Source organism: Rugosimonospora acidiphila, from assembly GCF_039543385.1.
Lineage (GTDB): Bacteria > Actinomycetota > Actinomycetes > Mycobacteriales > Micromonosporaceae > Rugosimonospora > Rugosimonospora acidiphila.
In genome coordinates this window covers 240,572-264,489 of sequence record NZ_BAABJQ010000006.1, presented here as the reverse complement: position 1 = coordinate 264,489, position 23,918 = coordinate 240,572, and the positions used below count along the sequence as shown (strand labels likewise).

The window sequence follows — 23,918 nt, the reverse complement described above, 5'->3', positions numbered from 1 at the left end:
CAGCTTCAAACCCCAGTGAATCCGGTGCCTGCCGGAGTCAGCCGGCAGGCACCGGACCCAAGACCCCCGGTTCCAAGGGGTTTGTGCGGGGGCGGGCATACGGGCCCGACCCCTCTCACCGAAAGCGAGGCTACTCCTCAATGAAGAAGCTCCACCTCAAACGGTCGATCGCCGTGGCCGGCGTCGCCGGTGCCACCACGATCGCGGCGCTGATGCTGCCGGTCGCCGCGTCGGCCGAGGTGTCGAACCCGCCCACGGGTCAGTTCCCGGGCGGCCTGCACCTCACCCCCACCTCGGGCGACGGCACCGTCACCCCGACCTTCCAGACCGACCACGCCTGCCCGACGGGCACGGTCCAGGGGCAGATCGACATGATCACCCCCACCGGGCCGGCCTCGTCGTTCTTCGCGTCGCTGCCGTTCGACTCCGGCCTGGTCTCCGCGCCGTTCCCGGGGTCGTTCAACGCCGACATGCAGACCCTGTGGCTCATCTCCGGTGCCACCGGTGCTGACACGTTCGAGTTCGCGGTGGACTGCCAGACGCAGGCGGGCCAGGTCGGTGTGTACACCGACTCGGTGTTCGTCTCGTTCAACGCCGACGGTAGCGGCTGGACCAGCAGCGCCACCCCGCCGGCCGGCGCGACGAGCACCACGACCACGGTCAGCGGTCCCCAGCTGGTGCAGGTCGGCGGCAACGCGACCCTCACCGCGACGGTGACCCCGGCCGGGGCGGCGGGCTCCGTTTCGTTCTTCGACAACGGCAACTCGCTGGGCGCGCCGGTGCAGGTCGACAACGGTACGGCTCTCTTCTCCACCACCGCGCTGACCGCGGGCGCGCACCCGATCACCGCGAAGTTCACGCCGTCCGACTCGACCAAGTTCGGCGGCTCGACGTCGAGCGCGTTCACGGTCACCGTCACCAGCGGTAACGTGCAGGGCGAGTCGATCAACGTGCAGGTCCCGGCGAACCAGGGCGTTTTCACCATGTCGGTGAGCGACACCCCGGTGGAGCTGAGCAAGGCCGAGCTCAGCGCCGACAACACCACCTTCGAGTCGACCGGTGAGCTGGGCTCGGTGACCATCAGCGATGGCCGCAACCAGACCCAGGATGGCTGGAGCGTCTCCGGCCAGGTCGGTGACTTCACCGACGGCACCCACACGATCGACGGCAACAGCCTCGGCTGGAGCCCGGCGATCACCACGCCCAACGCCGGCAGCGATGTCACCGCCGGTTCGGCCATCACCGCGAACGCCAACCCGGGCCTGAAGCAGGGCGGCGGGCTGGCCAGCGCCGCAGCCCACAAGGGTCTGGGGACCACGGTGCTCGGTGCGGACCTCGACCTGAGGGTGCCGTCCAGCACCCAGCCGGGTACGTACCAGGGCACCCTGACGGTCACCGCCGTGGACTCGGCCAGCTGACGACAACGGGTTGCCGCCCCGGGCCGTGACCGGTCCGGGACGGTTTCCCGGGGAGGGGTCCGCGGACACACTCCGCGGCGCCCCTCCCCGAAACCAACTCTTGACGGCGACCTACCCGTGACCGGCCGGTGTGACCGGCCGGCCCGTACTGGTGAAACGGACGTGCTCGATGACCACTCTGCGTCTTCCGCGCCGGCGCGGCGCGACGATGGCGGCCGTCGGTCTGGTGGCGGCGATGCTGCTCACGGTGGCCGGCGCACCGGCGATGGCGGATCCCACCCAGCCCCCCTCGACGGGTCAGACGCCGGGTGGCGGTACCACGCCGGACGGCGGTGCCACTCCGGGCGGCGGTGCCACTCCGGGCGGCGGTGCCACTCCGGGCGGCGGCGTGAGCGCCCCCGGTGTCACGGCGAAGCCCGGCGAGATCACCTGGGCGGTCCAGCCGTCCAGCCTGTCGGGGCCGGACGGTCGCAGCGCGTTCGCCTACAACGACCTCAAGCCCGGCACCGTCATCACCGACTACGTCGGCGTGACGAACTTCAGCACGACGCCGGTCACCTTCAAGCTGTACGCCACCGACGCGTTCAACACCTCGACCGGCTCGCTGGATCTGCTGCCCGCGAAGCAGAAGCCGACGGACGTCGGCTCGTGGATCTCGTTCGAGAAGAACAGCGTCACGGTCGCTCCGCACGATCGGGTGAACGAGCGTTTCAAGTTGAGCATCCCGAGCACGGCCTCGCCGGGAGACCACACCGGCGGCGTGATCGCGGCCATCACCACCCAGGCCCGCAACGGGCAGGGCGCCATGGTGCAGGTCGACCAACGGTTGGCGGACCCGCTCCTGTTGCGGGTGGCCGGCAAGCTCACGCCATCGATCGCGGTCGAGTCGGTGAGCAGCGTCTACCACGGTACGGTCAACCCCATCAGGGGCGGTGACCTCGACGTCACCTACACGCTGCACAACACCGGCAACTCGCGGCTCAACCTGAGCCAGAGTGTCGCCGCCACCGGTCTGTTCGGGCTGAAACTGCGCAGCAGTCACCCGAAACCGCTGACCGACCTCCTGCCCGGTGCCAGCTACCAGACCACCGTGCACCTGAAGAACGTGTTCCCGCTCGGGCCGATGAGCGTCCAGGTGCATGCCCAGCCGAGTCAGGTCAAGGGCATGCCGCCCGGGCCGAAGCTGAAGTCCGCGGCGTTCAGCACGCACATGTGGGCCACCCCGTGGCTGATGCTGCTGATCATCGTGATCCTCGGCGCCGGGTTCTTCGTCGCCCGGTGGCTGCTCTGGTCCCGCCGCGACCGGCGCGATCAGGCGATGGCCGACGCGATGGCGAAGGCCCGCCGGGACACCGTGGAGCAGCTGCGCAGAAGGGCGGCGGCGAAGGCCAAGGTCGGCGCCGGTACCGGAGGTTCGGGCGGCGGTCGCGCGTCCACCGGTGGTGGCGACGGCGGTACCGGGGACGGCGGCCCGGAGGGGTCGGGATGACCGGGAGCGTGACGGCGCGCCCGGATCCGGACCGGGCCGGCCTCGACGGCGTCGACCTCGACCGGGTCAAGGTCGACCTGAGCGACCTCGACCTCGATGACGCGTACCTGGACGGCGTCGATCTGGACGGCGTCGACCTGGACGACCTCGACCTGGACGACCTCGACCTGGACGACCTCGACCTGGCGGAGCCGGCGCGGGCCGCGGTGCCACCGCGCAGGCGCCCCCGGCGCGCCCCGCCGGCCATTGAGATCATCTCCACCTCGATCACCCTGCTTTCGGTCGCGCTGCTCGGGTTCGCCCTGTACCTCGGCTTCGGGGCTCGGCTGCACCACGATCGGGCCCAACTCGTGGCGTACGCGAACTTCCGCAGCGAGCTGGCGCTCGCCACCGCGCCCACCGGGCAGACCGTACCGGGCCACCCGCATCAACTGCTCAAGCTCGGCGCTCCGGTGGCGGTCCTGCAGATCCCGAAGCTGGGACTCAAGGAGGTGGTGTTCGAGGGCACGACCGGCGCGGTGCTGGAGGACGGCCCCGGCCATCTGCGGAGCACCCCGCTGCCGGGCCAGGCCGGCACCAGCTACCTCATGGGCCGGGCCGCCACCTACGGCGCGCCCTTCCGGCACCTGTCGCAGCTGCTGCCCGGCGACACGTTCACCGTCACCACCGGGCTGGGGGTGAACAAGTACCGGGTGCTCGACATCCGGCAGCCCGGGCTGCCGCAGCCCCTGCCCCCGGCGCCCGGTGCGAGCCGGCTGGTGCTCACGACGGCGTACGGCGGCCCGATCGTGCCCACCGACGTGCTGCGCGTGGACGCGGACCTGACCTCCGAGGTGCAGCCCAGCCCGCGGCTGGTCATCGGTGCCTCGCAGCTGTCGCCCGCCGAGTCCGCGATGGCGGTCGACAGCGGGGCGTGGTTCCCGATGGTGTTCATCGGCGAGGCGCTGGTGCTCGCGATCGGTCTGGTCTCCTGGCTGCGGCTGTCCTGGGGAGCGTGGCAGGCCTGGGCGGTCGCCATCCCGGTGGTCGGCTTCCTCGGCCTGGCCACCGCCGATCAGGCGGCCCGGCTGCTGCCCAACCTGATGTGAACGAACGAGATGAGAGAGCCTGCGACCGTGAGCCGAGCCACCAACGACGACACCACGATCAACATTCCGGCCGACCTGAGCGTCCCCGGCGCCTCCGAGGTCTCGGCCGCTCGCGGTGCGCACCGCGCGGTCGTCCGGCAGCCCGGGCTCGCCGGGCTGGTCGCCCGGCGGATCAGCGCGTGGTTCGGTGACCACCAGGTGCTGGACCGGGTATCGCTGACCATGGCCGCCGGCCAGGTGACCGCGCTGATCGGCCCGTCCGGCTGCGGCAAGTCGACGTTCCTGCGAATCCTGAACCGGATGCACGAACTGGTGCCCTCGGCGAGCCTCGCGGGCGAGGTGCTGCTCGACGGCGCGGACATCTACGACCCGGAGCGGCGGCTCACCGACGCCCGGCGGCAGGTCGGCATGGTGTTCCAGAAACCCAACCCGTTCCCGGCGATGAGCATCTACGACAACGTGGTGGCCGGGCTACGGCTCACCGGCCAGAAGGCCAGCCGCGCGCAGAAGGACATCCTGGTCGAGGAGTGCCTCATCAAGGCGGGGCTGTGGCGTGAGGTGCGCGACCGGCTGCGCCAGCCGGGCGGGGCGCTGTCGGGCGGCCAGCAGCAGCGGTTGTGCATCGCGCGATCGCTGGCCATCCGTCCCCGGGTGCTGCTGATGGACGAGCCGTGCTCGGCGCTGGATCCGACCTCGACCCGGGTGATCGAGGAGACGATCCAGGAGCTGGTGGCCGAGGTCACGATCGTCATCGTGACCCACAACATGCAGCAGGCACAGCGGATCAGCGACCAGTGCGCGTTCTTCCTCGCCGAACAGGGCACTCCCGGGTACATCGTGGAGCACGGCGCGACCGACGCCATGTTCGACAGTCCGCAGGACCCGCGCACCGCCGACTACGTACACGGCCGGTTCGGCTGACCGGCGCCCGCCGTCAGCTCGGACGGGCGGTGCGGAACGTGCGCCGGTACGTGTCCGGGGGCACGCCGACCGTGCGGTTGAAGTGCCGGCGCAGTGTCGTGGCGGTGCCCATGCCGGTGGCCGACGCGATGGTGTCGACGTTGTCGTCGGTGGTCTCGAGGAGGTCCTGAGCGCGGCGGATTCGCTGGGTCAGCAGCCATCGCAGCGGGGTGGTGCCGGTGACCGACCGGAAGTGGCGGCCGAGGTTGCGTGAGCTCATGTTCGCCTGACGGGCCAGCTGTTCGACGGTCAGGGGTTGGTCCAGCCGGTCGATCACCCACGGGATCAGGTCGGCGAGCGGATGGTTGTCCGGGGCGGGCATCGGGGTGGTGACGAACTGGGCCTGCCCGCCGGCCCGGTGCGGCGGCACGACCAGGCGACGCGCGACCGCGTTGGCGATGACCGAACCGTGGTCGAGGCGGACCAGGTGCAGGCACAGGTCCATCGCGGCGGCCTTGCCGGCGGAGGTGAGCACCCGGCCGTTGTCGACGTACAGCACGTCCGGGTCGACCTCGACCCGCGGGTACCGGGCCGCCAGCGCGTCGGTGTGCGCCCAGTGCGTGGTCGCCCGGCGCCCGTCCAGCAGTCCGGCGGCGGCCAGCACGAACGCGCCGGTGCACAGCGAGGCCACCCGGGCGCCCCCGTCGTAGGCCGCCCGCACCGCATCGACGAGATCGGCGGGTGGGTCCTCGTCGACGTCCGAGCAGGCCGGCACGATCACCGTGTCGGCGTGTGCGAGCCGGTCCAGGCCGCCGTCGGGCGCCAGCTGGAACCGGCCGACACTCGCCGTACCCGAGCCGCAGACGCGGACGTCGTACCACCGGTCGGCCAGGTCGGGCGGTGCGTTGCCGAAGACCTCGTACGCCACACCCAGCTCGAAGTGCAGCATTCCGTCGCTGATGGCCAGCGCTACCGAACCCATGTCTGAAATTGTACGCACGGCGGCGTTCCAGACACTCGTGCGGAGCGGCCGCCGGCGCCACGATGTCATCCGTGGATCGTTCGAGCGGGGCGGGAGAGCCGATGGAAACGAGTCGTACCGTGGCGGTGTTCGGTGCCTACGGGCACACCGGGCGTTTTGTGGTGGCGGAGTTGGTCAGTCGCGGATACGTCCCGGTTCTGGCCGGCCGCGACCCAGAGCGGCTGCGGGTGGTGGCCGCCGGCACGGGGCTTTCCGCCCGGCCGGCATCGGTCGACACCCCGGCCTCGCTCGACCGGGCGCTGGCCGGAGCGGCGGCCGTCATCAACTGCGCCGGGCCGTTCGCCGAAACCGCCGCTCCGGTGATCGAGGCGGCGCTGCGCGCGGGGATCCCGTACGTGGACGTGGCGGCCGAGATCGAGGCCAACCTGGACACGTTCGCTCATTTCGCCGACCGGGCCGGTGCCGCGGGCACCGTGGTCGTACCCGCGATGGCCTTCTTCGGCGGCCTCGCGGACCTGCTGGCCACCGCGGCGATGGGCGACTGGACGGTGGCGGACGAGGTGCACGTCGCGTACGGGCTGAGCGGCTGGCACCCCACGGCCGGCACCCGCGCCGCCGGGGCGGTGTCCCGGCAGCGGCGCGGCGGCCGGCGCGTGCGCTACTCGGCGGGGCGCCTGGAGTACCGCGACGACGACCTGCCGACCCTCCGGTGGACCTTCCCCGCCCCGGTGGGCACCCGGGAGGTCCTCGGGGAGTTCTCGATGGCCGACATCGTCACCATCCCCAGCCACCTGTCCATCCCCGAGGTGGGGACCTACATGACGGTCGAGGCGGCCAGGGACCTGTCGGCCCCCGACACGCCCGCGCCGGTGGCCGCCGACGAGCGCGGACGATCGTCGCAGACCTTCCTCGTCGACGTCGTGGTCAGGGCCGGCGGCGTCGAGCGCCGCGCGACGGCGCACGGCCGGGACATCTACGCGGTCAGCGCGCCGCTCGCCGTGGAGGCGGTCCACCGCATCCTGACAGGACAGACCAGGGCGGCCGGCGTGGCCTCGGCCGGCGCGATGTTCGACGCGCCCGACTTCCTCCGTTCGCTGTCCCCTCATCTCGCCCTCGACCTGCCGGAGATCGTTGCTCCGCAGGGGAACGCCGCATGATCGGCCGGCACGGGCGGCACTGAACGGGGCGGTCGAGTCGGCCGCCACGCGCCCGCCCCGGTCGGCCTGGGCGAGGCGGCCGCCCGGGGCGGGCGCGGATCAGGGCTGCACTTCTTCGGCCGAGCGACGAGAGTGGTGCCATGGAGCAGGTCCAGAGCGTCGTGCGGCTCGTCGGTGACGTCCTCGACGGCGAGTTGGTCGGCAGCTATCTGCATGGTTCGTCGGTGCTCGGCGGCGTGAGACCCGCCAGCGACCTGGATGTCCTCGTCGTGTCCCGGCGGCGGATGGACGACCGGGAACGGCGGGCGCTCACCCAGGGACTGTTCGCCGTCTCCGGGGAACCTGCCGGCGCCCGCCCGGTCGAACTGGTCGTCGTGGCCCAGTCCGAGGTTCGCCCATGGCGGTTCCCGCCGGTCGCGGACTACCAGTACGGCGAGTGGCTGCGCGAGGAACTCGCGATCGACGGTGCCCCTGCGCCGCGACCGATGCCGGACCTGGCTCTACTGATCGCCGTGACGCTGGCGGCCGACCATCCCCTCAGCGGGCCACCACCGGCTCAGGTGCTCGACCCCGTCCCGCGTCTCGACGTGGCCGCGGCGACGGTGGCGGGCATTCCGAACCTGCTCGACAACCTCGACAACGACACCCGCAATGTCGTGCTGACCCTTGCCCGGGTCTGGCTCACCCTCGCCACCGGTGAGATCAGGTCGAAGGACGCCGCCGCGGACTGGGCCCTCGACCACCTTCCGCCGGAGCACCGGCCGGTTCTTGAACATGCCAAGCAGCTGTACCTGAACCGCCGGTACTCCGAGGACAACTGGGGTGACGAGCTGACGGCGAAGCTACGGGCGTACGTCGACTGGGTTCTCGCCGCGATCGGCCGGCTGTCGAACCGCTGACCGGTTCCGGCGGACGCCGGCCGGACGCTCCGGCCGGCGCGGATCGTCGAGGACCCCTACGCGGTCGCGCCTCCGTCGATGACCAGGTCCGTACCGACCACGAAGCTCGCCTCCGGCGAGGCAAGGTACAGCGCGGCGGCGGCGAGTTCGGTCAGGCTTCCGGCGCGGCCGGCCGGCAGCGCGGCGCTCAGCCGGGCGTCGCGGTCGGCCCGCGTCTCACCGGGGCGGTAGGACATCGGGGTGTCCATCGGCCCGGGGCTGATCGCGTTGATCCTGATGCCCTCGCGGATGTGGTCGCGCGCCGCGTTGCGGGTCAGCGCGCTCACCGCCGCCTTCGTCGCGACGTACGCGCCCATGCCCGCCACGCGCGTGTGAGCGCCCAGCGAGGAGGCGACGTTGATGATGACTCCGCCGCCGTCGCGGCGCATCTGGGCGATCTCGTGCTTCATCGACAGCAGGACGCCGGTGAGGTTGACCGCCACGAGGGCGTTCCACTGCTGCTCGTCGATGTCGCCGACGGGGCCGAACGCGGTGGCGGCGCCGGCGTTGTTGATGGCGATGTCGAGGCGGTCGTGCGCGGCCACGGTCCGCGCCACGAGCGAGGCGACGTCCTCGGACCGGGTGACATCGGCCGGGATCGCCGTGGCCCGCCCGCCGTCGGCCTCGATGAGCTTGACGGTCTGGGCGAGCGGTTCGGGGGAGCGGCCGGTGGCTACCACGGCGGCGCCCTCGCGGGCGAAGGCCACGGCGAGCTGCCGGCCGATGCCGGTACCCGCGCCCGTCACGAGGACGGTCTTGCCGGTGAATCGAGCGGTCATGGGCGGTCTCCTTCGGTTTCAGGGGTGGTGACGGAGGTATGGCGGCGCGGAAGGACGGCCACGGCGATGAGCGTGGCGAGCAGTGCCAGCGCCAGGCCGGTGGCGCCGAAGCTCCAGCCGTACCCGTCGCTGGTGGCGCCGGCCGGGCTCATCGCGGGCGCGACGTGCCCGGTGCGGGCGGCGGCCAGCGCGCTCGCGACCGCCACGCCGGCGGTGGGGCCGAGTTCGATAGCGGTGTTGAACACGCCGCCGGCGAGGCCGGTCTGTGCCGGCGGTACGCCCGCCGTGGCGAGCACGGCCGAGGCGGAGAAGGTCAGCGCGACGCCGACCGGCAGCAGCAGGAGGCCGGGCAGCAGTCCGGTCGGGTACGGCGTGTGTGGGTCGAGCGGCGCCAGCAGGAACAAGCCGCACGCCGCGAACGTGAGCCCGACGAGGATGACGGCGGGGGCGCGCAGCCGCTCGACGAGGCGGCCGGCCGCCCGGCCGGCCGCGATGAGCGCCACCGCGTAGGGCACGAAGGCCAGCGAGGTACGCGGCGCCGACCAGCCCCGGATCTGTTGCAGGTACAGCGGAAGGAAGAGGCACGCCACGGTGGTCGCCGCGGCGGACAGGCCGGCGACCATCAGTGCCGCGGCGCGGCGCCGGTCGGCGAGGAACGCGGGCGGCAGCAGCGGATCGCGCCCCCGGGCCTCGACCGCGAGGAAACCCGCCAGCGCGGCCAGCCCGCAGCCGAGCGGGGCGGCGACCGCCGGCGACGACCAGGCGCGGTCGCCCGCCATCACCAGGCCGAGGTCGAGCAGCGTGATGCCGCCGGTGGCGAGCGCCGCGCCGGGCAGGTCGAGCGGGGTCCGGGTACCGGGCCGTCCCGCGGGCAGCAACCGGGGTACCAGCGGCAGCGCGAGCCCGGCGACGAGCACCGGTACTCCGAACACGAGTCGCCACGACCCGAGTGCCGTCACCGCGCCGGACAGCACGACTCCGGCGGTCGCGCCCAGCACCGACAGCCCGCCCCAGGTCGCCATGGCGCGCCGGTACCGCCCCGGCCCGGGGAAGACTTCGCGGAGCAGCACCATGGCGGCCGGCGCGATGAGGGCCGCGCCGATGCCCTGCGTGAACCGGGCGAGGGCGAGCGCGCCGAAGCCGGGTGCGACCGCCGATGCCACCGAGGCGGCAGCGAACACCGCCAGGCCGGCGGTGAGCGTGGGGCGCCCGCCGTACCGGGTGGACAGCCGGCCGCCGAACAGCAGCAGGCCGCTGAACGAGAGCCCGTAGGCGGCGCTGAGCAGTACCAGTTCCGGGCGGCCAACACCGAACTGCCGCCCGATCGCGGGCAGCGGTACCCCGATCATCGTGATGGTGAATATCAACGTGACCTGTGCCGTGCCGAGCAGGGCAAGGGCGCGAGCCGGGCGGGCCGGAGCGGGCGCCCCGGGTCGCGACCACGGCGCCCGGGTGTCGGACATCTCGGCTCCCATTCTAGATCGATCGTTCTGTTATAGGAGCACGAGTTTGCCTGCCCCGGCGCGCCGCGTCGGGGCTGTTCCGGTCGTCCGGTCAGTCCAGTAGAACCAGCGCCTGTTCCGCGGCGTCGCGCAGTCGCTTCGGTTCGGTCGCCGCCTTGCCCATCACCCGCAACCCCTGCATGAACACCAACAGGCACCGGGCGAGGGTCCGTGGATCCTTGTCGGCGGTCAGCTCACCCTGTGCCTGCGCACGCATCAGTGCCGTGGTCAGGCCCGTCTCCACGCAGTCCCAACTCGCCTGCACCCGGCGGGCCGCGCCCGGGTCGCGTGGGGCCACCTCGACCGCGGTGTTGACCACGAAACACCCGCGCTTCCGGTCGTCCTGCGCCGCCTGATCGGCGTACCGCCGGATGAGCGCGCGCACCGCGGGCAGCGCCGGACCGGGCCCCGACAGCTCGGTGAGCAGCGTCGGGTCGGTCAGTTCGGAGTACCGGTCGAGTGCCTTGAGATACAGCTCGCGCTTGCCGCCGAAGGTGGCATAGATGCTCGCCCGGGCGATCCCGAGGCGCTCGACGAGGTCTGCCATCGAGGTCGCCTCGTAGCCCCGTTCCCAGAACAGGTCCAGCGCGTCGCCCAGCGCGGTGTCGGGGTCGAACTCCTTGGTCCTTGCCACACCGAGGAATCTAGCGGTAACTAGAATGATCAGTCAAGAATTGAGATCGCCAGCGGGAGTAGCCGCGAAGTCGAAGCGCACGCCGGTCCAGGACTCCGACGCCTCCCACAGGCGGCGCGCCGTCGGCTGGTCGTATGCCCGTGCGCCGGCGCGGACGATCGTCGGATGCCCCCGCAACTGCAGGAGCTTGCCGGGCCCGAGGTAGGAGGCGCCGGGCAGGTTGGGCACCGTGGCGGCGCACAGCGTGGGCAGCGCGCCGGTCCGCGCACTGGTGGCGAAGAGCCGGGTGACGGCGGCGATGCCCGAGCGCAGCGGGCCGGGGCGCAGCCCGGCGACCTGAAGGTTGGTGGCGGCATAGCCGGGGTGGGCGGCCACGCTGAGCAGGGCGGTGCCGGCCGCCTCGGCCCGGCGCGCGAGCTCGAAGGAGAACAGCAGGTTCGCCAGCTTGGACTGGCCGTACGCGCCGTACCGGCGGTACCGGCGGCGGCGGTGCGGATCGTCGAGGTTGATCCGCCCGTACAGGTGCAGAATGCTGCTCACCGTCACCACCCTCGGCTGGCCAGCCCGCAGCAGGGCCGGCAGCAGCAGCCCGGTGAGGGCGAAGTGGCCCAGGTGGTTCGTGCCCAACTGCAACTCGAAACCGTCGGCGGTCTCCCGGCGGGGCGGGGCCATCACCCCGGCGTTGTTGATCAGGAGGTCCAGCCGGCCGTAGTCGCGCTCGAAGGCGTCCGCGAACGCCCGCACCGAGCCCAGGTCGGCCAGGTCCAGCGGCCGGACGTCCAACTCGGCGCCGGGCGCGCCGGCCCGGATCGCCGCCGCCGCGGTGGCGCCCTTGCCGGTGTCCCGGCACGCCATCACCACCCTGGCCCCGCGGCGCGCCAGCTCGGCCGCCGTGGCCTCGCCCAGGCCGCCGCTGGCGCCGGTCACCACCACGTGCCGCCCGTGCTGATCGGGGATGTCGCCCACGTCCCAGTGCTTAGTGATCGCCGACCGATCCGCGTTCGTCGTCGCCGGGCTCACGGCCGCTCCTCACGATCTGTCTCACGCGGGTACCTCCGACCATTATCCAGTTGATGAGGTCCGGAACAGCCGGTCGAGGTGGTGGTCGATGGCGGCGGCCGCGGCGGCCGGGTCGTAGTGCCCGATGAGCAGCGGGCCGAGCAGCCCCTGGGTGAGCGCGTAGAGGTTGATCGCCTCCTGTTCCGGGTCCGTCTCCGGGGGCAGTTCGCCGCCGCCGATGGCCCGCCGCAACTGCTCGCTCACGGCGCCGAGCATCGACGGGTACGCCTCCCGCAGGACGGCCGCGAAGCCGGGCTCGACGAGGGCCCGGGCGAAGAACGCCATGGATACGCACGCGTCGGCCCGGCTCTCCTCGTCCATCGGGATGACCTCGAACATCGCCGTGCGCAGCACCGTGCGCACGGTGCGCGGTGCGGGCAGCCGCGCGATGCGTGCGGCGAACCGCCGGGCGACCCGCTGGCCGAGGCTGTCCATGGCGAAGTGGAGCATCTCGTCCTTGGACCTGAAGTAGTGCTGGACCAGGCCCATCGACACGCCCGCCTCGGCGGCGACGTCGCGCAGGCTGATCGCCTCCATGCCGTGCGCGGCGATGAGCCGGAACACCGCCTCGGTGATCTGTTCGCGCCGGGCCTGGTGGTCGACTCGCTTCGGCATGCCCTCTCCCTTTTTGCAATGCACATGCATTGCCACGGTCCGTGGCGGACCGTTACGATGCGATCGCATTGTAAACGCGTCGGGGGTGTCGACGCGGCAGCGTGCAAGGCAACCAGACAGGCAGGCCAGGGAGGGGCGAGTGATGGCAACGGGAGTGGCCCACAACGGCGAGGTGGAGCTGGCGTACGAGACCTTCGGGTCACCGGGCGGCGAGCCGCTACTTCTGATCATGGGTCTGGGGCTGCAGATGTTGTGGTGGCCGGACGGGCTGTGCCGCGCGTTGGCCGATCGCGGTTTCGCCGTGACCCGGTTCGACAACCGTGACTTCGGGCTGTCCACGCACTTCTGCGCCGCCGGTACGCCGCGAACGTGGCGCATGCTGCGGCCCGGCTCGGCCCTGCCGTACCAGATGACGGACCTGGCCGACGACGCCGCGGCGGTGATGGACGCCCAGGGCTGGGCCGGCGCTCACGTGTTCGGGGTGTCCCTGGGCGGGTACATCGCACAGTTGCTGGCGCTGCGCCACGGTCCGCGGGTGCGGTCGCTGACCTCGGCCATGTCGTGGCCGGATCCGCGGCTGATAAACCGCCCCTCCCCCCGCGCGCTCCTGGCGATACTGCGCGGGGCCCCGGACACGCCTGAGGGCACGGAGGAGAAGATGGTGCGCATCTACCGGGCCATCGCGACGCCCCGGTACGGCGTGGACGAGCCATGGGTGCGGTCGGTCGCGCGGGCCTGCTGGGAACGCGACCACGACCCGGGCAACGGGGCCCGGCAGGCGGTCGTCTCCCGGACCGGCGAGGATCTGCGCCCGGCGCTGGCCGGCCTGCGGCTGCCCGCCGTGGTGCTGCACGGCGACCGGGACCGGCTGGTGCCGCGCGCCGCCGGGCGGGCCACCGCCGAGGCGATCCCCGGTGCCCGGTTCGTCGAGTACCCCGGCATGGGCCACTACCTTCCCGAGCCCCTGTGGCCCGCGATCGTCGAGGAACTCTGTAGCGTTACGGGCATCGCTTCGGAGACGATGAGGGGGTAAGCGATGCCCGACGGTTCCGGGAATGGGCCGATGGTTCGGCGCTTCGAGCCGGGCGACACCGATGCCCTGTATGACATCTGCATCCGCACGGCGGACGCGGGTGCCGATGCCCGGAGCCAGTACCGCTCACCGACGCTGGTCGGCGACATCTTCGCGATCCCATACACCGAGCGGGAACCGGAGCACGCCTACGTGCTCGACGACGGCACCGGGGCGGCGGTGGGGTACATCCTCGGCACCGCAGACACGGAGGCCTTCGTCCGCTGGTACCGGCGGGAGTGGATCCCGCGTACCGCCTCCCGGCGACCCGTACCACCCGATCCGCCCGTGACGCAGGACGATGCCATGCTCGCCCTGCACCACCATCCGGAGCGGATGCTCGTTCCGCAACTCGCCGCGTACCCGGCCCACCTGCACATCGACCTGCTGGCCGAGTGGCAGGGCAGCGGCTGGGGCCGGCGGCTGATGACGCGGTTCCTGGCGGGCCTGCGGGCGGCGGGTGTGCCCGCGGTGCACCTCGGCATGGTCGCGCACAACACCGGCGCCCGGAAGTTCTACGACCGGCTCGGCTTCTTCGAGATCGACGTGCCGGACACGCCCAACCTGATCTACCTCGGCCGATCGACCGCGCAGGACTGACCGGCGGCCCATCGGGGCCGCCGGTCCGCCGCCGACCACTCCCAGCAGGAGCTGGACCTTCCCCATGGGGCAAGCCCCAGCATGGGCGTACCGGCCAATCCGGCCGGCACGAGGAGGCCGTACGTGGGACTGCTGACGATCGGGGCGTTCGCCAGGGCGGCGCGGCTGTCGCCCAAGGCACTGCGGCGCTACGACCAGCTCGGGCTGCTGCGGCCGGTCGCGGTCGATGGCGAGTCCGGGTACCGGTTCTATGACCCGGCGCAGTTGGATCGCGCCCGGCTGATCGTGCGGCTGCGACGGTTGGGCATGCCACTGGCGCGGGTGCGTCAGGTGTGCGACCTCGAGCCGGCCGCGGCCGCCGAGGAGGTCACCCGCTATTGGGCCGACGTCACCGCCGAGACCGCCGCACGCGAGCGGCTGGCCGGCTTCCTCGTCGAGTACCTGTCGGGAAGGGGAAGCACCATGGACGACACGAACGGCACGCTCGGAATCCGTTACGCGGCACGCTCGGAGACCGGGTCGGTGCGCACCACCAACGAGGACACCGCGTACGCGGGCGGGCGGCTGCTGGCCGTCGCCGACGGCATGCGCGGGCCGGGCGGGAAGGCCAGCGCGGCGGCGATCAACGCGCTCAAATCGGTGGAGGCGCTGGCCGTACCGACCGAGGACCTGCTCGACGCGCTGGCCGAGGCGACCCGCCGGGCGGACCAGGCCGTGGCCGCCATCGCCGAATCGGTGCCAACCGGCGAGGCGGTCACCACCCTGACCGCGATGCTGTGGTCGGGCGTGCGACTGGCGCTGGTACACATCGGCGACACGCGGGCGTACCTGCTGCGCGGCGGCGAACTGCGCCGGCTCACGCACGACCACACCTACGTCCAGTCCCTGGTCGACGAGGGCAAGTTGAGCCCGGCGGAGGCCGAGGCGCACCCCCAGCGGGCCCTGCTGGTCCGCGCGCTGACCGGCTCGCTGGCCGCCCGGCCGGACGTCTCGACGCATCCGGCCGAGGTCGGCGACCGCTACCTGCTGTGCTCGGACGGCCTGTTCACCGTGGTGCCGGACGACTCGCTGCGGGACTCGCTGCGCGGCACCGGTGATCCGGACAGCACCGTCGACGAGCTGATCCGGCTGGCGCACGACGCCGGCGCGCCGGACAACATCGCGGCGGTGGTGGCCGACGTGGTCGCGGTCTGACCCTGTCGAAAGAACCCGGATCCGGCTGGCAACCGTGGGCGCGTGCCACCGCGTAATGCGGTGAGACGAACCGATTCCAGGAGGCCCATCGTCCCTGACGAAGGCCTGGTTCGCCGGAGGGTCGGCTTCGAGCAGGAGCCGAGCTGAGCCACGGCGGTAGCGCCGGCCCTGGCGGCCGGCGCTACCGCCGATCCCGGTCGACCAGCAGCCGGCCGCGCCACGGTGCCTTCCCCGCCACCATCAGCGGTACGGGGACGCCGTCCGCTGCGACCGCGTGCAGGTGCAGGTGTGGTTCGGTCGAGCGGCCCGAGTTGCCCACCAGCCCGAGCGGGTCGCCCGCCGACACCGGCCGCCCCTCGGCGACCGCCACCGACCCCTCGGCGAGATGGCACAGGATGACCCGGGTCGGCCCGTCGGGGCCCGGATGCTCGATGACGACGTGGTTGCCGTACGGCGGCACCGCCACCGTCGGCGCCGGCCGGTCCGGGTACCGGTCCACCGCCGCCACGACCGTACCGGCGACCGGCGCGACTACCTCCACGCGGCCGGTACCCGCCAGGGCGTTGCGCCACAGCGCCCCGGACACCGGAAGGATGTCCACCGCCCAGCGCTGCTGGGGATGGCGGTGGTGGTGGTTGAGCCAGCCGGACGCGCCGCCCTGCAGCACGTACCCGGCGTGGCCGGGGCCCAGCGGCAGCCGCACGGGCAGCGCCGCCGCCCTGGGCCGGCGGGCCGCCAGCGCGATGGGCAGGCTCGTCGCGACGGTGAGCAGCGCGACCAGCACCTCCAAGTGGTGAAACGACGCGGTACCGAACCGGCCGGCGGACAACCAGCCGAGCGCGAGCGCCACCGCCGAGGTTCCCGCCCACCACGGCCGCAGCCGCACCCCGGTCAGGTCCCACCGGTGGTTCGTCCACTGCCCGCGCAGGTAGGCCAGCACGGCCACCGTCCACGTGGCGCGCACGGTCACGGTCGGCGAGGCGGCGAGCAGGAACGCCAGATATACCGGTACGGCCAGGATCAGCCAGCGCGCGATCCCGGTGCGCAGCAATCGGGGGGCCGAGCGCGGCAGGGTGAGCGGGTAGATCTCGATCCGGTCGGCGAGACCGTCCGCGTCCCGCGAGTAGAACACGCCGAAGCGGGACCGCCCGAACGCCACGGCGGCGCCGTCGCCCTGGCCGATCACCGTGAACGGGTCACCGAGCGCGGCGGACACCTGCCCGGTGACCGCGTCGAGGCGGCTCGCCGGGGCGGGCTCCCGCAGGGCCGCGGCGAGCAGCGGGCAGCCGGCCGCCGGACCGCCGCTCAGGAGTGCCCGGCTCAGCCGCTCGCCGAACTCGGGCTCGGGCAGGTCCCGCGGCGCGGGCATGGTGCCAGTCCCATCTCCGACAAGGTCCACCGGGCCACGACCTCCTTACCGTTCCGGGCTCCATCGGTCGAGCCCGGTTGCGCTGGGTCACTGTCGCACAGTCCGTCCAGCCCACCCCCGTCGCGGCGTCCGCCGCCCGCCCGTCATTCGGTCGGCGGGTGGCGGTACCGGCCTGACCTGATCTAGGTTGCCCGGGTGACAGACGACGCCCGGACGGCCGCACAGGAAGCACACGGGGAACTGTCCCTCGCCCGCGTCGCACTCGCCGAGGACGATGTGCGGCACGCGGCGAAGCATCTCGCGGGCGCGATCGCGTACGCGCCCGATCTGCCCGAGGTGCACGAACTGCTCGCCGCGCTGGCCGCGCGCTGCCCGGACGGCGGGCTGAGTCTGTTCCCGCTCGATGGGCCCGCCTACATCGGCGCTGTCGTGGCGCACGCCCACCTCCTGGCGCCCAGCGACCCCGGCCGCGCCCTGCTGCTGCTGGCCGACAGCACGGCGCACGACCCGGGAAAGCCGTGGGCCGACGTCAGCTGGGTACGCGCGCTGGAGCCCCGCACGGTCGACGCCGATCTGCTGGTACGCGCCTTCGTCACGACCATGCGCAGCCTCGCCGACCCGGTACCCGAACCGCTGCGCCCGCTCAACGACGTGTACCTCGACCTGGCCCGCCGGGCGGTCGACGCGTACCCGGACCACGCCCTGGTGCAGGGTGCCGCGGCGGGCATCGGGCGCCGGTTCGGGCAGACGGCGCTCGCGGTGCGGTGGGGCGAGCGGGCCGTGAGCCTGGATCCCAGCAAGCTCACCTCGGTCTGGTACGCGTACGCGCTCAAGGCCGACGGCCAGCTCGACCGGGCCCTGTCCGTGATGCGCGACACCCGGCGGCGGTACCCGCTGGACCTGGACATCTGCGCGGACATGGCCAACTGGCTCACCGAGTTCGACCGGCTCGACGAGGCGCTGGAACTGCTGGAGGAGGCCATGCGCGTCGACCCCTCCTACGACTGCATAGTGCACACCGCGCACCGGCTGCGGTACCAGCGCGACGGAGACGCCGACCATCTGGTCGCGCTGGTCGACTTCATCCGCGAGTTCCCGCTGGACTCTCACGAACACAGCGACCTGGAGGACAGCTGCCGGGGCCGGTACTGGCTCGGCGTGCTCACCGGCCCCACCGAGGCCTGCGTGAACGTGCTCGCGAAGCTGCCACCGGAGCAGCGCGAGGGTGCGATCACCATGTCCCTGTCGGCTCTGGAGGTACCCAGCGCGCTGGCCTTGCTGCGCCGCTCCTGCCCCGGCATCCGGGTGAACATCGACGGTCAGCCGCCGGCCGACATGGTCACCGCCGTGCGGCCGGGCCGGGCGTTGTGGCGCTACGACGGGATGATGGCGCACCCCGCCGTGCCGCCGCCCGCCGCGGCCAGCATCGAACTGATGACCGGAATCGCGGCCCCGTCGTGGCCGCACCCGGTCGCCGCGTACGACCACGCCATGCCGCTCGGCCAACTGCCCGTCGCCGAACTGCTCTCCCTGCTGGTGTACCCGCCCGCCCGGCACCCGGACTACGCGGAGCTGCCCGACGGCTGGTGGGAACGTGGCGTCCAGGTGTTCGCCTGCCTGGGCATCCTGCACAGCCGGGAGCTGAGCTCGGGCACCCCGGGCGACACCCGCGCCCAGCGCGCGCTGCTGACCGAGATCGCCTTCGGCGTCGAGGACTGGGCGGTCGAGGCGGCGCTGTTCGCCCTCACCGTGTCGGCCTGGCTCGACCCGGCCTGCCGCGAGGAGGTGCGCGGCGTCGTCGGCGAACGCTTCCTGATGGCGGCCGACGCGGGCCGGCAGCGCGCGGTGACCATCCTGGAGTCGTTGGCGGAGCTGGTCCAGATCGTTCCCGGCATGCCTCCGGAGGTCAGAGAGCTGGCCGGGACCGTACTGAGCCGATCGGACGACGCCGACGAGCGGGCGGCCGGGCCGGTCGGCCCGGCGGCCGCACGGGCCCAGAATTCGGCGCGTGCCTCGAGCCCGCAGGGCAAAAACTCGGCGCGGGACAAGAACTCGGCGCGGGACAAGGGTTCGGCGCGGGACAAGGGTTCGGTGCTGCGCCGGCTGTTTCGGGGCGGCGGACTCAAGGACCCGAAGCCGAAGCCGGGTGACCCGACCCGAGCTGACCCCGACCCGAGCTGACCCCGACCCGAGCTGACCCCGACCTGAGCTGACCCCGACCTGAGCTGACCCCGACTCGAACGCGTCGGTTCGCGGGCGCCACGATGGCGAGCGGCGACCGGTGATCGTCGGAGGCGCGGCCCGACGCCGGGAGGTTGGACGCGGCAGGCTCGGCGCGGTACCTGGCGAGCGGTCTGCCGATAGTGCTCGGCACGCTCGCGCTCGGCGGGGTCGCGTCGATCCTGCGTCGCCGGCCCGCCGGGCAGCCGCCTCCGGGTCGGAGGTGCCCCCTTCGACCGTCGATTACTGACGAAAGACAGGTGCGCCGCTCGACGATCGAGCGGTCCGCGCGGCCCCCTGGTTTCCCTACCGTCGTGCTGACACGACGGGGGAACCCCAGGGAGGCAACATGATCACGCTGCGAGGGCTGACGAAGCGCTACGGCGCGGCGACGGCCGTCGACAACCTGACGTTCGATATCTCACCCGGCATCGTCACCGGCTTTCTCGGCCCCAACGGCGCCGGCAAGTCGACGACCATGCGGATGATTCTCGGGCTCGACCGGCCCACCTCGGGCTCGGTGCTGGTGGGTGGCCGGCAGTACGCCGCGCTCCGGCACCCGCTGCGGGAGATCGGCGCGTTGCTGGACGCCAAGGCCGTGCATCCGGGGCGGACGGCGCGCAACCATCTGCTGGCCATGGCCCGCAGCAACGGTATCGATCGCGAGCGGGTGGACGAGGTGCTGGCGACCGTGGGGCTGACCGAGGTCGCGGGCCGGCGGGCGGGCGGCTTCTCGTTGGGCATGGGGCAGCGGCTGGGCATCGCCGGAGCCCTGCTCGGCGACCCGCCGGTGCTCATGTTCGACGAGCCGGTCAACGGGCTGGACCCGGACGGCGTGCGCTGGGTACGCCAGCTCATGCGGTCCCTGGCGGAGGAGGGCCGCACGGTGTTCGTGTCGAGCCATCTGATGAGCGAGATGCAGCTGACCGCCGATCACCTGGTCGTGATCGGCAGGGGCAGGCTGATCGCCGACGCCCCGATCGAGGAGGTCATCGCCGCCAGTTCGCTGACGGCGGTACGGGTACGCAGCCCCGAACCGAGCGGCCTCGCGGCGCTGCGGGAGCGGCTGGCGGCCCGCGGCGCCGGGGTGGAGTCGCGTGACGACGAGCTGATCGTCACCGGCGCCACGGTCGAGGAGGTCGGCGACCTCGCGCACGGGCTCGGCCTGCGCCTGCACGAGCTGTGCACCCGGGAGGCGTCCCTGGAGCAGGCGTACATGGAACTGACCGCCGGCAGCATCGAGTTCGCCGCGGGCGGCCGGAACGAGGAGGCGGCATGACGCGCACGATCGGCGATGCGGCGTGGGCGGACGGCCGCGCGGAATCCACCCGTACCCGCGAACCTTCGCCCGGCGGCACCGGCGGCGGGCTCGGCGGGGCGATCGCCGCCGAGTGGACGAAGCTGTGGTCGGTACGGTCGACCTGGTGGAGCCTGCTCGCCGGAGTGGTGCTGATGGCGGCCACCAGCCTCCAGCTCGCCCTGTACGTGGCGAACTCCAACACCAACACCGACCCCACCGACGACCGGGGCGTGGTGGCGGTGGGCCAGACCGCCATCGGGGCGCTGGAGTTGGCCGAGTTCGCCATAGTCGCGCTGGCCATGCTCATGATCACCAGCGAGTACTCCGCCGGGACGATGCGCGCCACGCTGCAGTGGGTGCCCCGGCGCGGCCGGATGCTGCTGGCCAAGGTGGCGGTCGTGGTACCCGTGACCTTCGTGCTCGGCACGGCGCTGGGGATCCTCGGCGCGCTGGTGGCCAAGCCGGTGCAGGGCCGGTGGGGGAGCGTTCCGCTGCCCGGTACCGCCGGTGACGCGCTGGCCATCGGCGGGTACCTGGCGCTGATCGCTGTCTTCACTCTCGGCCTCGGCGCGGCCCTGCGGAGCGCGGTGGCAACGCTCATAACAGTGTTCATGATTATCGAGGTGGTTCCCACGCTCTTCAACGTCAGCCACATCGCCGCGGTCAAGCGGCTGGCGGACCTGATGCCGGCCGAGGCCGGCCAACACTTCATGCTCGGGGACCACTCGCCGTACCCGGCCGGGGTCGGGCTGCTCCTGCTGGCGGGCTGGGCGGTGGCCGCGCTGATCGCCGGGTACGCGGTGCTGCGTCGGCGCGACGCCTGACCACCGCCCGGAATCACTCCCGACAACCCCGTAGCGGCGGGTGGCCCGTGCCGGGCCGCCCGCCGCTCAGTCGTCGTCGACCAGCCCGGCCTCGTGCGCGATCACGGCGGCCTGTACCCGGTTGCGCACGCCGAGCCGGGTGAGAATGGCGCTGACGTAGCTCTTGACCGTGCCTTCCACCAGGAACAGCCGCCGGCCGATCTCCGCATTGGACAGCCCGGCGCCCAGCAGCGCCAGCACGTCCCGCTCCCGGTCGGTGAGCGTGTCGATCTGGGTACGGGCGGCGCGGCCGCGGGAGATTCCCCCGGCCCGCAGCGTGGTGATGACGCGGTGCGCCACCCGGGGCGACAGGTAGGCGGCCCCGTCGGCGACCGCCCGCACCCCGGCGATCAACTCTCGCGGGTCGCCGGACTTGAGCAGGAAGCCGCTCGCCCCGCCGTCGAGCGCCCGCGCGATGTAGTCGTCCTCGCCGAAGGTGGTCAGGATGACCGCGGCCGTCTCCGGTACCAGCCGGCGGATCTCCGCGGCGGCGGTGAGCCCGTCGAGCCGGGGCATCCTGATGTCCAGCAGCGCCACCCTCGGCCGGTGCCGGCGGACCAGTTCGATCGCCTCCCGCCCGTCCGCCGCCTCGGCGACGATGTCGATCTCCGGGTCGGCCGACAGGATGGCCCGCACCCCGGCGCGGATCACCGCCTCGTCGTCGGCCAGCACCACCCGGATCGGGTTGCCGGCACCGTCGCCGTCCACGCTCACTGCTCGATCCATCCGGTCACGTTGTCCTTTGCCACCAGCCGTCCGCCGGAGAAGCACAGGCGGTAGGTCGCCTGCGCGAACGGGAAATTGCCATCGCTGTAGAACTCGCAGTTGGCTCCCGCTGGGGCCGGGTGTCCCGCGAACGCGGGCCGCCGCAGCGCCTGGCGCGCCGGGAGCAGGGACGCCAGGTCCGCCCGGCTCTCGCCCAGCCGCAGCTTGGCGTAGTCGCCGGCCACCAGCACAGAGTTGAAGGTGGCGAAGGAGTAGTAGGTCAAGCCGAGCACCACGGCGATCGCCACCGGCGCGACCACCACCACGGCGAGGCTGCGCCGCACCCGTTGCCGGGCCGCCCGCCACTGCTGCTCGGCACCGGACTCGGCCGGCCCGCGCCCGCCGCCGCCCACCCGGCCCGGACGGCCGCCGCCCACCCCGCCCAGAGCGCCGCCGTGCACCCCACCCGGGGCGTCGCCGCTCGCCCCGTCCGGGCCGCCGACGATCGTGCTGTCCGGACCGCCGACGATTCCGCTGGCCGGGCCGTCGAGGACATCGGCGATCGTGCTGGCCGGGCTGCCGGGCCCGTCGGCGATCGTGCCGCCGGGGCCGCCGGCCGCCGGGTCGCCGGTCGTGGTGCCGTCCATGCCGGCTCCGGTGATCGCGGCGCGGGCGTGCGCCTCGTTCGGCAGCCGGGCGGTCAGCTGGAAGCCGCCGCCGTACGGGCCGGCCCGCAGCGTCCCGCCGGCCAGCCGTACCCGCTCGGCGAGCCCCACCAGCCCGGTGCCGCCGCCCGACCTCGGGCCGCGCCCGAAGGACGGGCCCCGGCCGGGCAGCGGCCCGGCCGGCGGCCTGCCGTTCGTGACCGAGACGGCGGTGTGCCCGGCCGAGTTCGTGAGCACCACCGTAACCTCGGCGCCGGGCGCGTGCTTCGCGGCGTTGGTCAGCGACTCCTGGACGACCCGGTACACGGCCCGGTCGACCATCGGCTCCCCGGCAACCGGGTCGCCGTCCAGGCGCAGCCGCACCGCAAGGCCCGACCGGTGTGCGCGTTCGACCAGGTCGGTGACGCTGTCCCGGACCGGATCCAGCGGCACCGGGTCGGACTGGTCGCGCAGCACGCCGATGATCTCGCCCAACCGCTCGATCGCCACCCCAGCGCTGATCCGCAGGTCGCCGGCCGCCCGCCGGAAGTCATCCGGGTCGGCGCTGACCTCCAGCGCGCCGGCCCGCAGCGCGATCAGGCTCAGCTCGTGACCGAGGGAGTCGTGCATGTCCTGCGCGATCCGCGACCGCTCCCGCAGGCGCGACTGTTCGGCGACGAACTCGCGTTCGCGTTCCAGCCGTTCAGCGCGCTCCCAGCCGGCACGCAGCAATTCCTGACGCTGGCGCCGGTACCGGCCGACCAGCCACGGCAGGACGCCGGCGAACAGCAGCGTGGCAGTGAGAAAGAACCACATCGCGGCGCCGGTGTCGAAGACCACGAGATTGAGCAGCGTGCCCGCCGCCACTATCCCCGCGAACACCCAGGCGGCGGCCCGAGCGCCGCGCATCCGCACGCCCACCAGGTAACCCATCACCGGGATCGCGAACGCGAAGTTGCCGTCCCGCAGCGTCCAACCCACGATGATCACGAGCGCGACGAGCGGGTAGCGCCGGCCGGTCGCGACCGCCACAGCCATCACCAGCAGGGACAGGGCCGGGCGCCAGCCGGAGTCGATTCCGTGCGGCGAGATCGCGGCCAGCGCTACCGGAAGCGACAGCGCGACCCACAGCAGTACGTCCGGCAGCCACGGCCGCCACCTGCTCAGACCCGTCCAACCGACCACCGTGCAGAGAGTACAAGTGCCCCGGCCGGCGCCGGCACTGCCGAAAGGCAGGTGTCAGCCGGGCCGGACCGGGTACCGGGGGCACATGGCCGCGCTACGGAGGGCCGCGGTTACCTTACGTAAGCGTCCGGTCTACTCGGATCATGCTGCGCTGCGCCCGCGGGCCGGGGTGCCGGGTGATCCTCTGGGTCGCCGATCGGGCTGA

Annotated in this window: 21 protein-coding genes; 12 read left to right on the top strand and 9 right to left on the bottom strand. The window is 72.8% G+C overall.

From position 1 onward, the window contains the following. Positions 1 to 140 precede the first annotated feature (140 nt). The 4 genes from ABEA87_RS13355 to ABEA87_RS13340 all read left to right on the top strand — a co-directional run bounded on the left by ABEA87_RS13355 (position 141) and on the right by ABEA87_RS13340 (position 4,916). Positions 141 to 1,418 (top strand): Ig-like domain-containing protein, encoded by a 1,278-nt coding sequence (locus tag ABEA87_RS13355; RefSeq protein WP_345629344.1) that lies wholly within the window; start codon positions 141 to 143, stop codon positions 1,416 to 1,418. 169 nt (positions 1,419 to 1,587) lie between these two features. Beyond that, positions 1,588 to 2,907 carry a WxL protein peptidoglycan domain-containing protein gene (locus ABEA87_RS13350; RefSeq protein ID WP_345629342.1) on the top strand — a complete coding sequence of 440 codons (1,320 nt, stop codon included), beginning with the start codon at positions 1,588 to 1,590 and terminating at the stop codon, positions 2,905 to 2,907. Further along, complete coding sequence (locus ABEA87_RS13345) at positions 2,904 to 3,995, top strand: sortase (RefSeq protein ID WP_345629340.1); 1,092 nt, start codon at positions 2,904 to 2,906, stop codon at positions 3,993 to 3,995. The genes ABEA87_RS13350 and ABEA87_RS13345 overlap by 4 nt, the downstream gene beginning before the upstream one ends. 57 nt (positions 3,996 to 4,052) lie before the next feature. Further along, positions 4,053 to 4,916 (top strand): phosphate ABC transporter ATP-binding protein, encoded by an 864-nt coding sequence (locus ABEA87_RS13340; RefSeq protein WP_425570878.1) that lies wholly within the window; start codon positions 4,053 to 4,055, stop codon positions 4,914 to 4,916. A gap of 13 nt (positions 4,917 to 4,929) precedes the next feature. Here ABEA87_RS13340 and ABEA87_RS13335 read toward each other — a convergent pair whose 3' ends face one another. Beyond that, positions 4,930 to 5,877: a helix-turn-helix domain-containing protein gene (locus ABEA87_RS13335; protein ID WP_345629338.1), complete on the bottom strand. Its 948-nt coding sequence runs from the start codon at positions 5,875 to 5,877 to the stop codon at positions 4,930 to 4,932. A gap of 101 nt (positions 5,878 to 5,978) precedes the next feature. Here ABEA87_RS13335 and ABEA87_RS13330 point away from each other — a divergent pair, with 101 nt between their 5' ends. Further along, positions 5,979 to 7,034: a saccharopine dehydrogenase family protein gene (locus ABEA87_RS13330; protein ID WP_345629336.1), complete on the top strand. Its 1,056-nt coding sequence runs from the start codon at positions 5,979 to 5,981 to the stop codon at positions 7,032 to 7,034. A 140-nt stretch (positions 7,035 to 7,174) separates the two neighbouring features. Beyond that, positions 7,175 to 7,933 carry an aminoglycoside adenylyltransferase family protein gene (locus ABEA87_RS13325; protein ID WP_345629334.1) on the top strand — a complete coding sequence of 253 codons (759 nt, stop codon included), beginning with the start codon at positions 7,175 to 7,177 and terminating at the stop codon, positions 7,931 to 7,933. Positions 7,934 to 7,989: 56 nt separating this feature from the next. Here ABEA87_RS13325 and ABEA87_RS13320 read toward each other — a convergent pair whose 3' ends face one another. From ABEA87_RS13320 to ABEA87_RS13300, 5 genes are all read right to left on the bottom strand, one after another. Then, positions 7,990 to 8,751: an SDR family NAD(P)-dependent oxidoreductase gene (locus tag ABEA87_RS13320; protein WP_345629332.1), complete on the bottom strand. Its 762-nt coding sequence runs from the start codon at positions 8,749 to 8,751 to the stop codon at positions 7,990 to 7,992. Next, a complete protein-coding gene (locus ABEA87_RS13315; protein ID WP_345629330.1) occupies positions 8,748 to 10,214 on the bottom strand; it encodes an MFS transporter in 1,467 nt (488 codons plus the stop codon). The genes ABEA87_RS13320 and ABEA87_RS13315 overlap by 4 nt, the downstream gene beginning before the upstream one ends. 91 nt (positions 10,215 to 10,305) lie before the next feature. Beyond that, on the bottom strand, positions 10,306 to 10,887 hold the full coding sequence (locus tag ABEA87_RS13310; protein ID WP_345629328.1) for a TetR/AcrR family transcriptional regulator: 582 nt from the start codon (positions 10,885 to 10,887) through the stop codon (positions 10,306 to 10,308). A 33-nt stretch (positions 10,888 to 10,920) separates the two neighbouring features. Next, complete coding sequence (locus ABEA87_RS13305) at positions 10,921 to 11,907, bottom strand: oxidoreductase (RefSeq protein WP_345629326.1); 987 nt, start codon at positions 11,905 to 11,907, stop codon at positions 10,921 to 10,923. Between the two features lie 42 nt (positions 11,908 to 11,949). Next, positions 11,950 to 12,561, bottom strand: coding sequence for a TetR/AcrR family transcriptional regulator (locus ABEA87_RS13300; RefSeq protein ID WP_345629324.1), 612 nt, complete (start codon positions 12,559 to 12,561; stop codon positions 11,950 to 11,952). A 142-nt stretch (positions 12,562 to 12,703) separates the two neighbouring features. Here ABEA87_RS13300 and ABEA87_RS13295 point away from each other — a divergent pair, with 142 nt between their 5' ends. From ABEA87_RS13295 to ABEA87_RS13285, 3 genes are all read left to right on the top strand, one after another. Beyond that, a complete protein-coding gene (locus ABEA87_RS13295) occupies positions 12,704 to 13,594 on the top strand; it encodes an alpha/beta fold hydrolase (protein WP_345629323.1) in 891 nt (296 codons plus the stop codon). 30 nt (positions 13,595 to 13,624) lie between these two features. Continuing rightward, positions 13,625 to 14,233 (top strand): GNAT family N-acetyltransferase, encoded by a 609-nt coding sequence (locus tag ABEA87_RS13290; protein WP_345629321.1) that lies wholly within the window; start codon positions 13,625 to 13,627, stop codon positions 14,231 to 14,233. A gap of 123 nt (positions 14,234 to 14,356) precedes the next feature. Next, the gene (locus ABEA87_RS13285) at positions 14,357 to 15,427 is read left to right on the top strand and encodes a MerR family transcriptional regulator (RefSeq protein ID WP_345629319.1); all 1,071 of its coding nucleotides are present in this window, start codon (positions 14,357 to 14,359) and stop codon (positions 15,425 to 15,427) included. A gap of 181 nt (positions 15,428 to 15,608) precedes the next feature. Here ABEA87_RS13285 and ABEA87_RS13280 read toward each other — a convergent pair whose 3' ends face one another. Next, positions 15,609 to 16,826 carry a M23 family metallopeptidase gene (locus tag ABEA87_RS13280; protein WP_345629317.1) on the bottom strand — a complete coding sequence of 406 codons (1,218 nt, stop codon included), beginning with the start codon at positions 16,824 to 16,826 and terminating at the stop codon, positions 15,609 to 15,611. 165 nt (positions 16,827 to 16,991) lie between these two features. On the opposite strand from ABEA87_RS13280, the gene ABEA87_RS13275 reads away from it, so the two are divergent. From ABEA87_RS13275 to ABEA87_RS13265, 3 genes are all read left to right on the top strand, one after another. Further along, complete coding sequence (locus ABEA87_RS13275; protein ID WP_345629315.1) at positions 16,992 to 18,977, top strand: tetratricopeptide repeat protein; 1,986 nt, start codon at positions 16,992 to 16,994, stop codon at positions 18,975 to 18,977. A gap of 388 nt (positions 18,978 to 19,365) precedes the next feature. After that, the gene (locus ABEA87_RS13270; RefSeq protein WP_345629313.1) at positions 19,366 to 20,295 is read left to right on the top strand and encodes an ABC transporter ATP-binding protein; all 930 of its coding nucleotides are present in this window, start codon (positions 19,366 to 19,368) and stop codon (positions 20,293 to 20,295) included. Next, positions 20,292 to 21,140, top strand: coding sequence for an ABC transporter permease (locus tag ABEA87_RS13265; RefSeq protein ID WP_345629311.1), 849 nt, complete (start codon positions 20,292 to 20,294; stop codon positions 21,138 to 21,140). Before ABEA87_RS13270 ends, ABEA87_RS13265 begins: the two co-directional genes overlap by 4 nt. 66 nt (positions 21,141 to 21,206) lie before the next feature. On the opposite strand, the gene ABEA87_RS13260 is transcribed toward ABEA87_RS13265, so the two are convergent. Both ABEA87_RS13260 and ABEA87_RS13255 read right to left on the bottom strand, forming a co-directional pair. Next, positions 21,207 to 21,905 carry a response regulator transcription factor gene (locus tag ABEA87_RS13260; protein ID WP_345629310.1) on the bottom strand — a complete coding sequence of 233 codons (699 nt, stop codon included), beginning with the start codon at positions 21,903 to 21,905 and terminating at the stop codon, positions 21,207 to 21,209. Next, positions 21,890 to 23,713, bottom strand: a complete 1,824-nt coding sequence (locus ABEA87_RS13255; RefSeq protein ID WP_345629308.1) for a sensor histidine kinase — start codon at positions 23,711 to 23,713, stop codon at positions 21,890 to 21,892. The genes ABEA87_RS13260 and ABEA87_RS13255 overlap by 16 nt, the downstream gene beginning before the upstream one ends. Positions 23,714 to 23,918 lie beyond the last annotated feature (205 nt).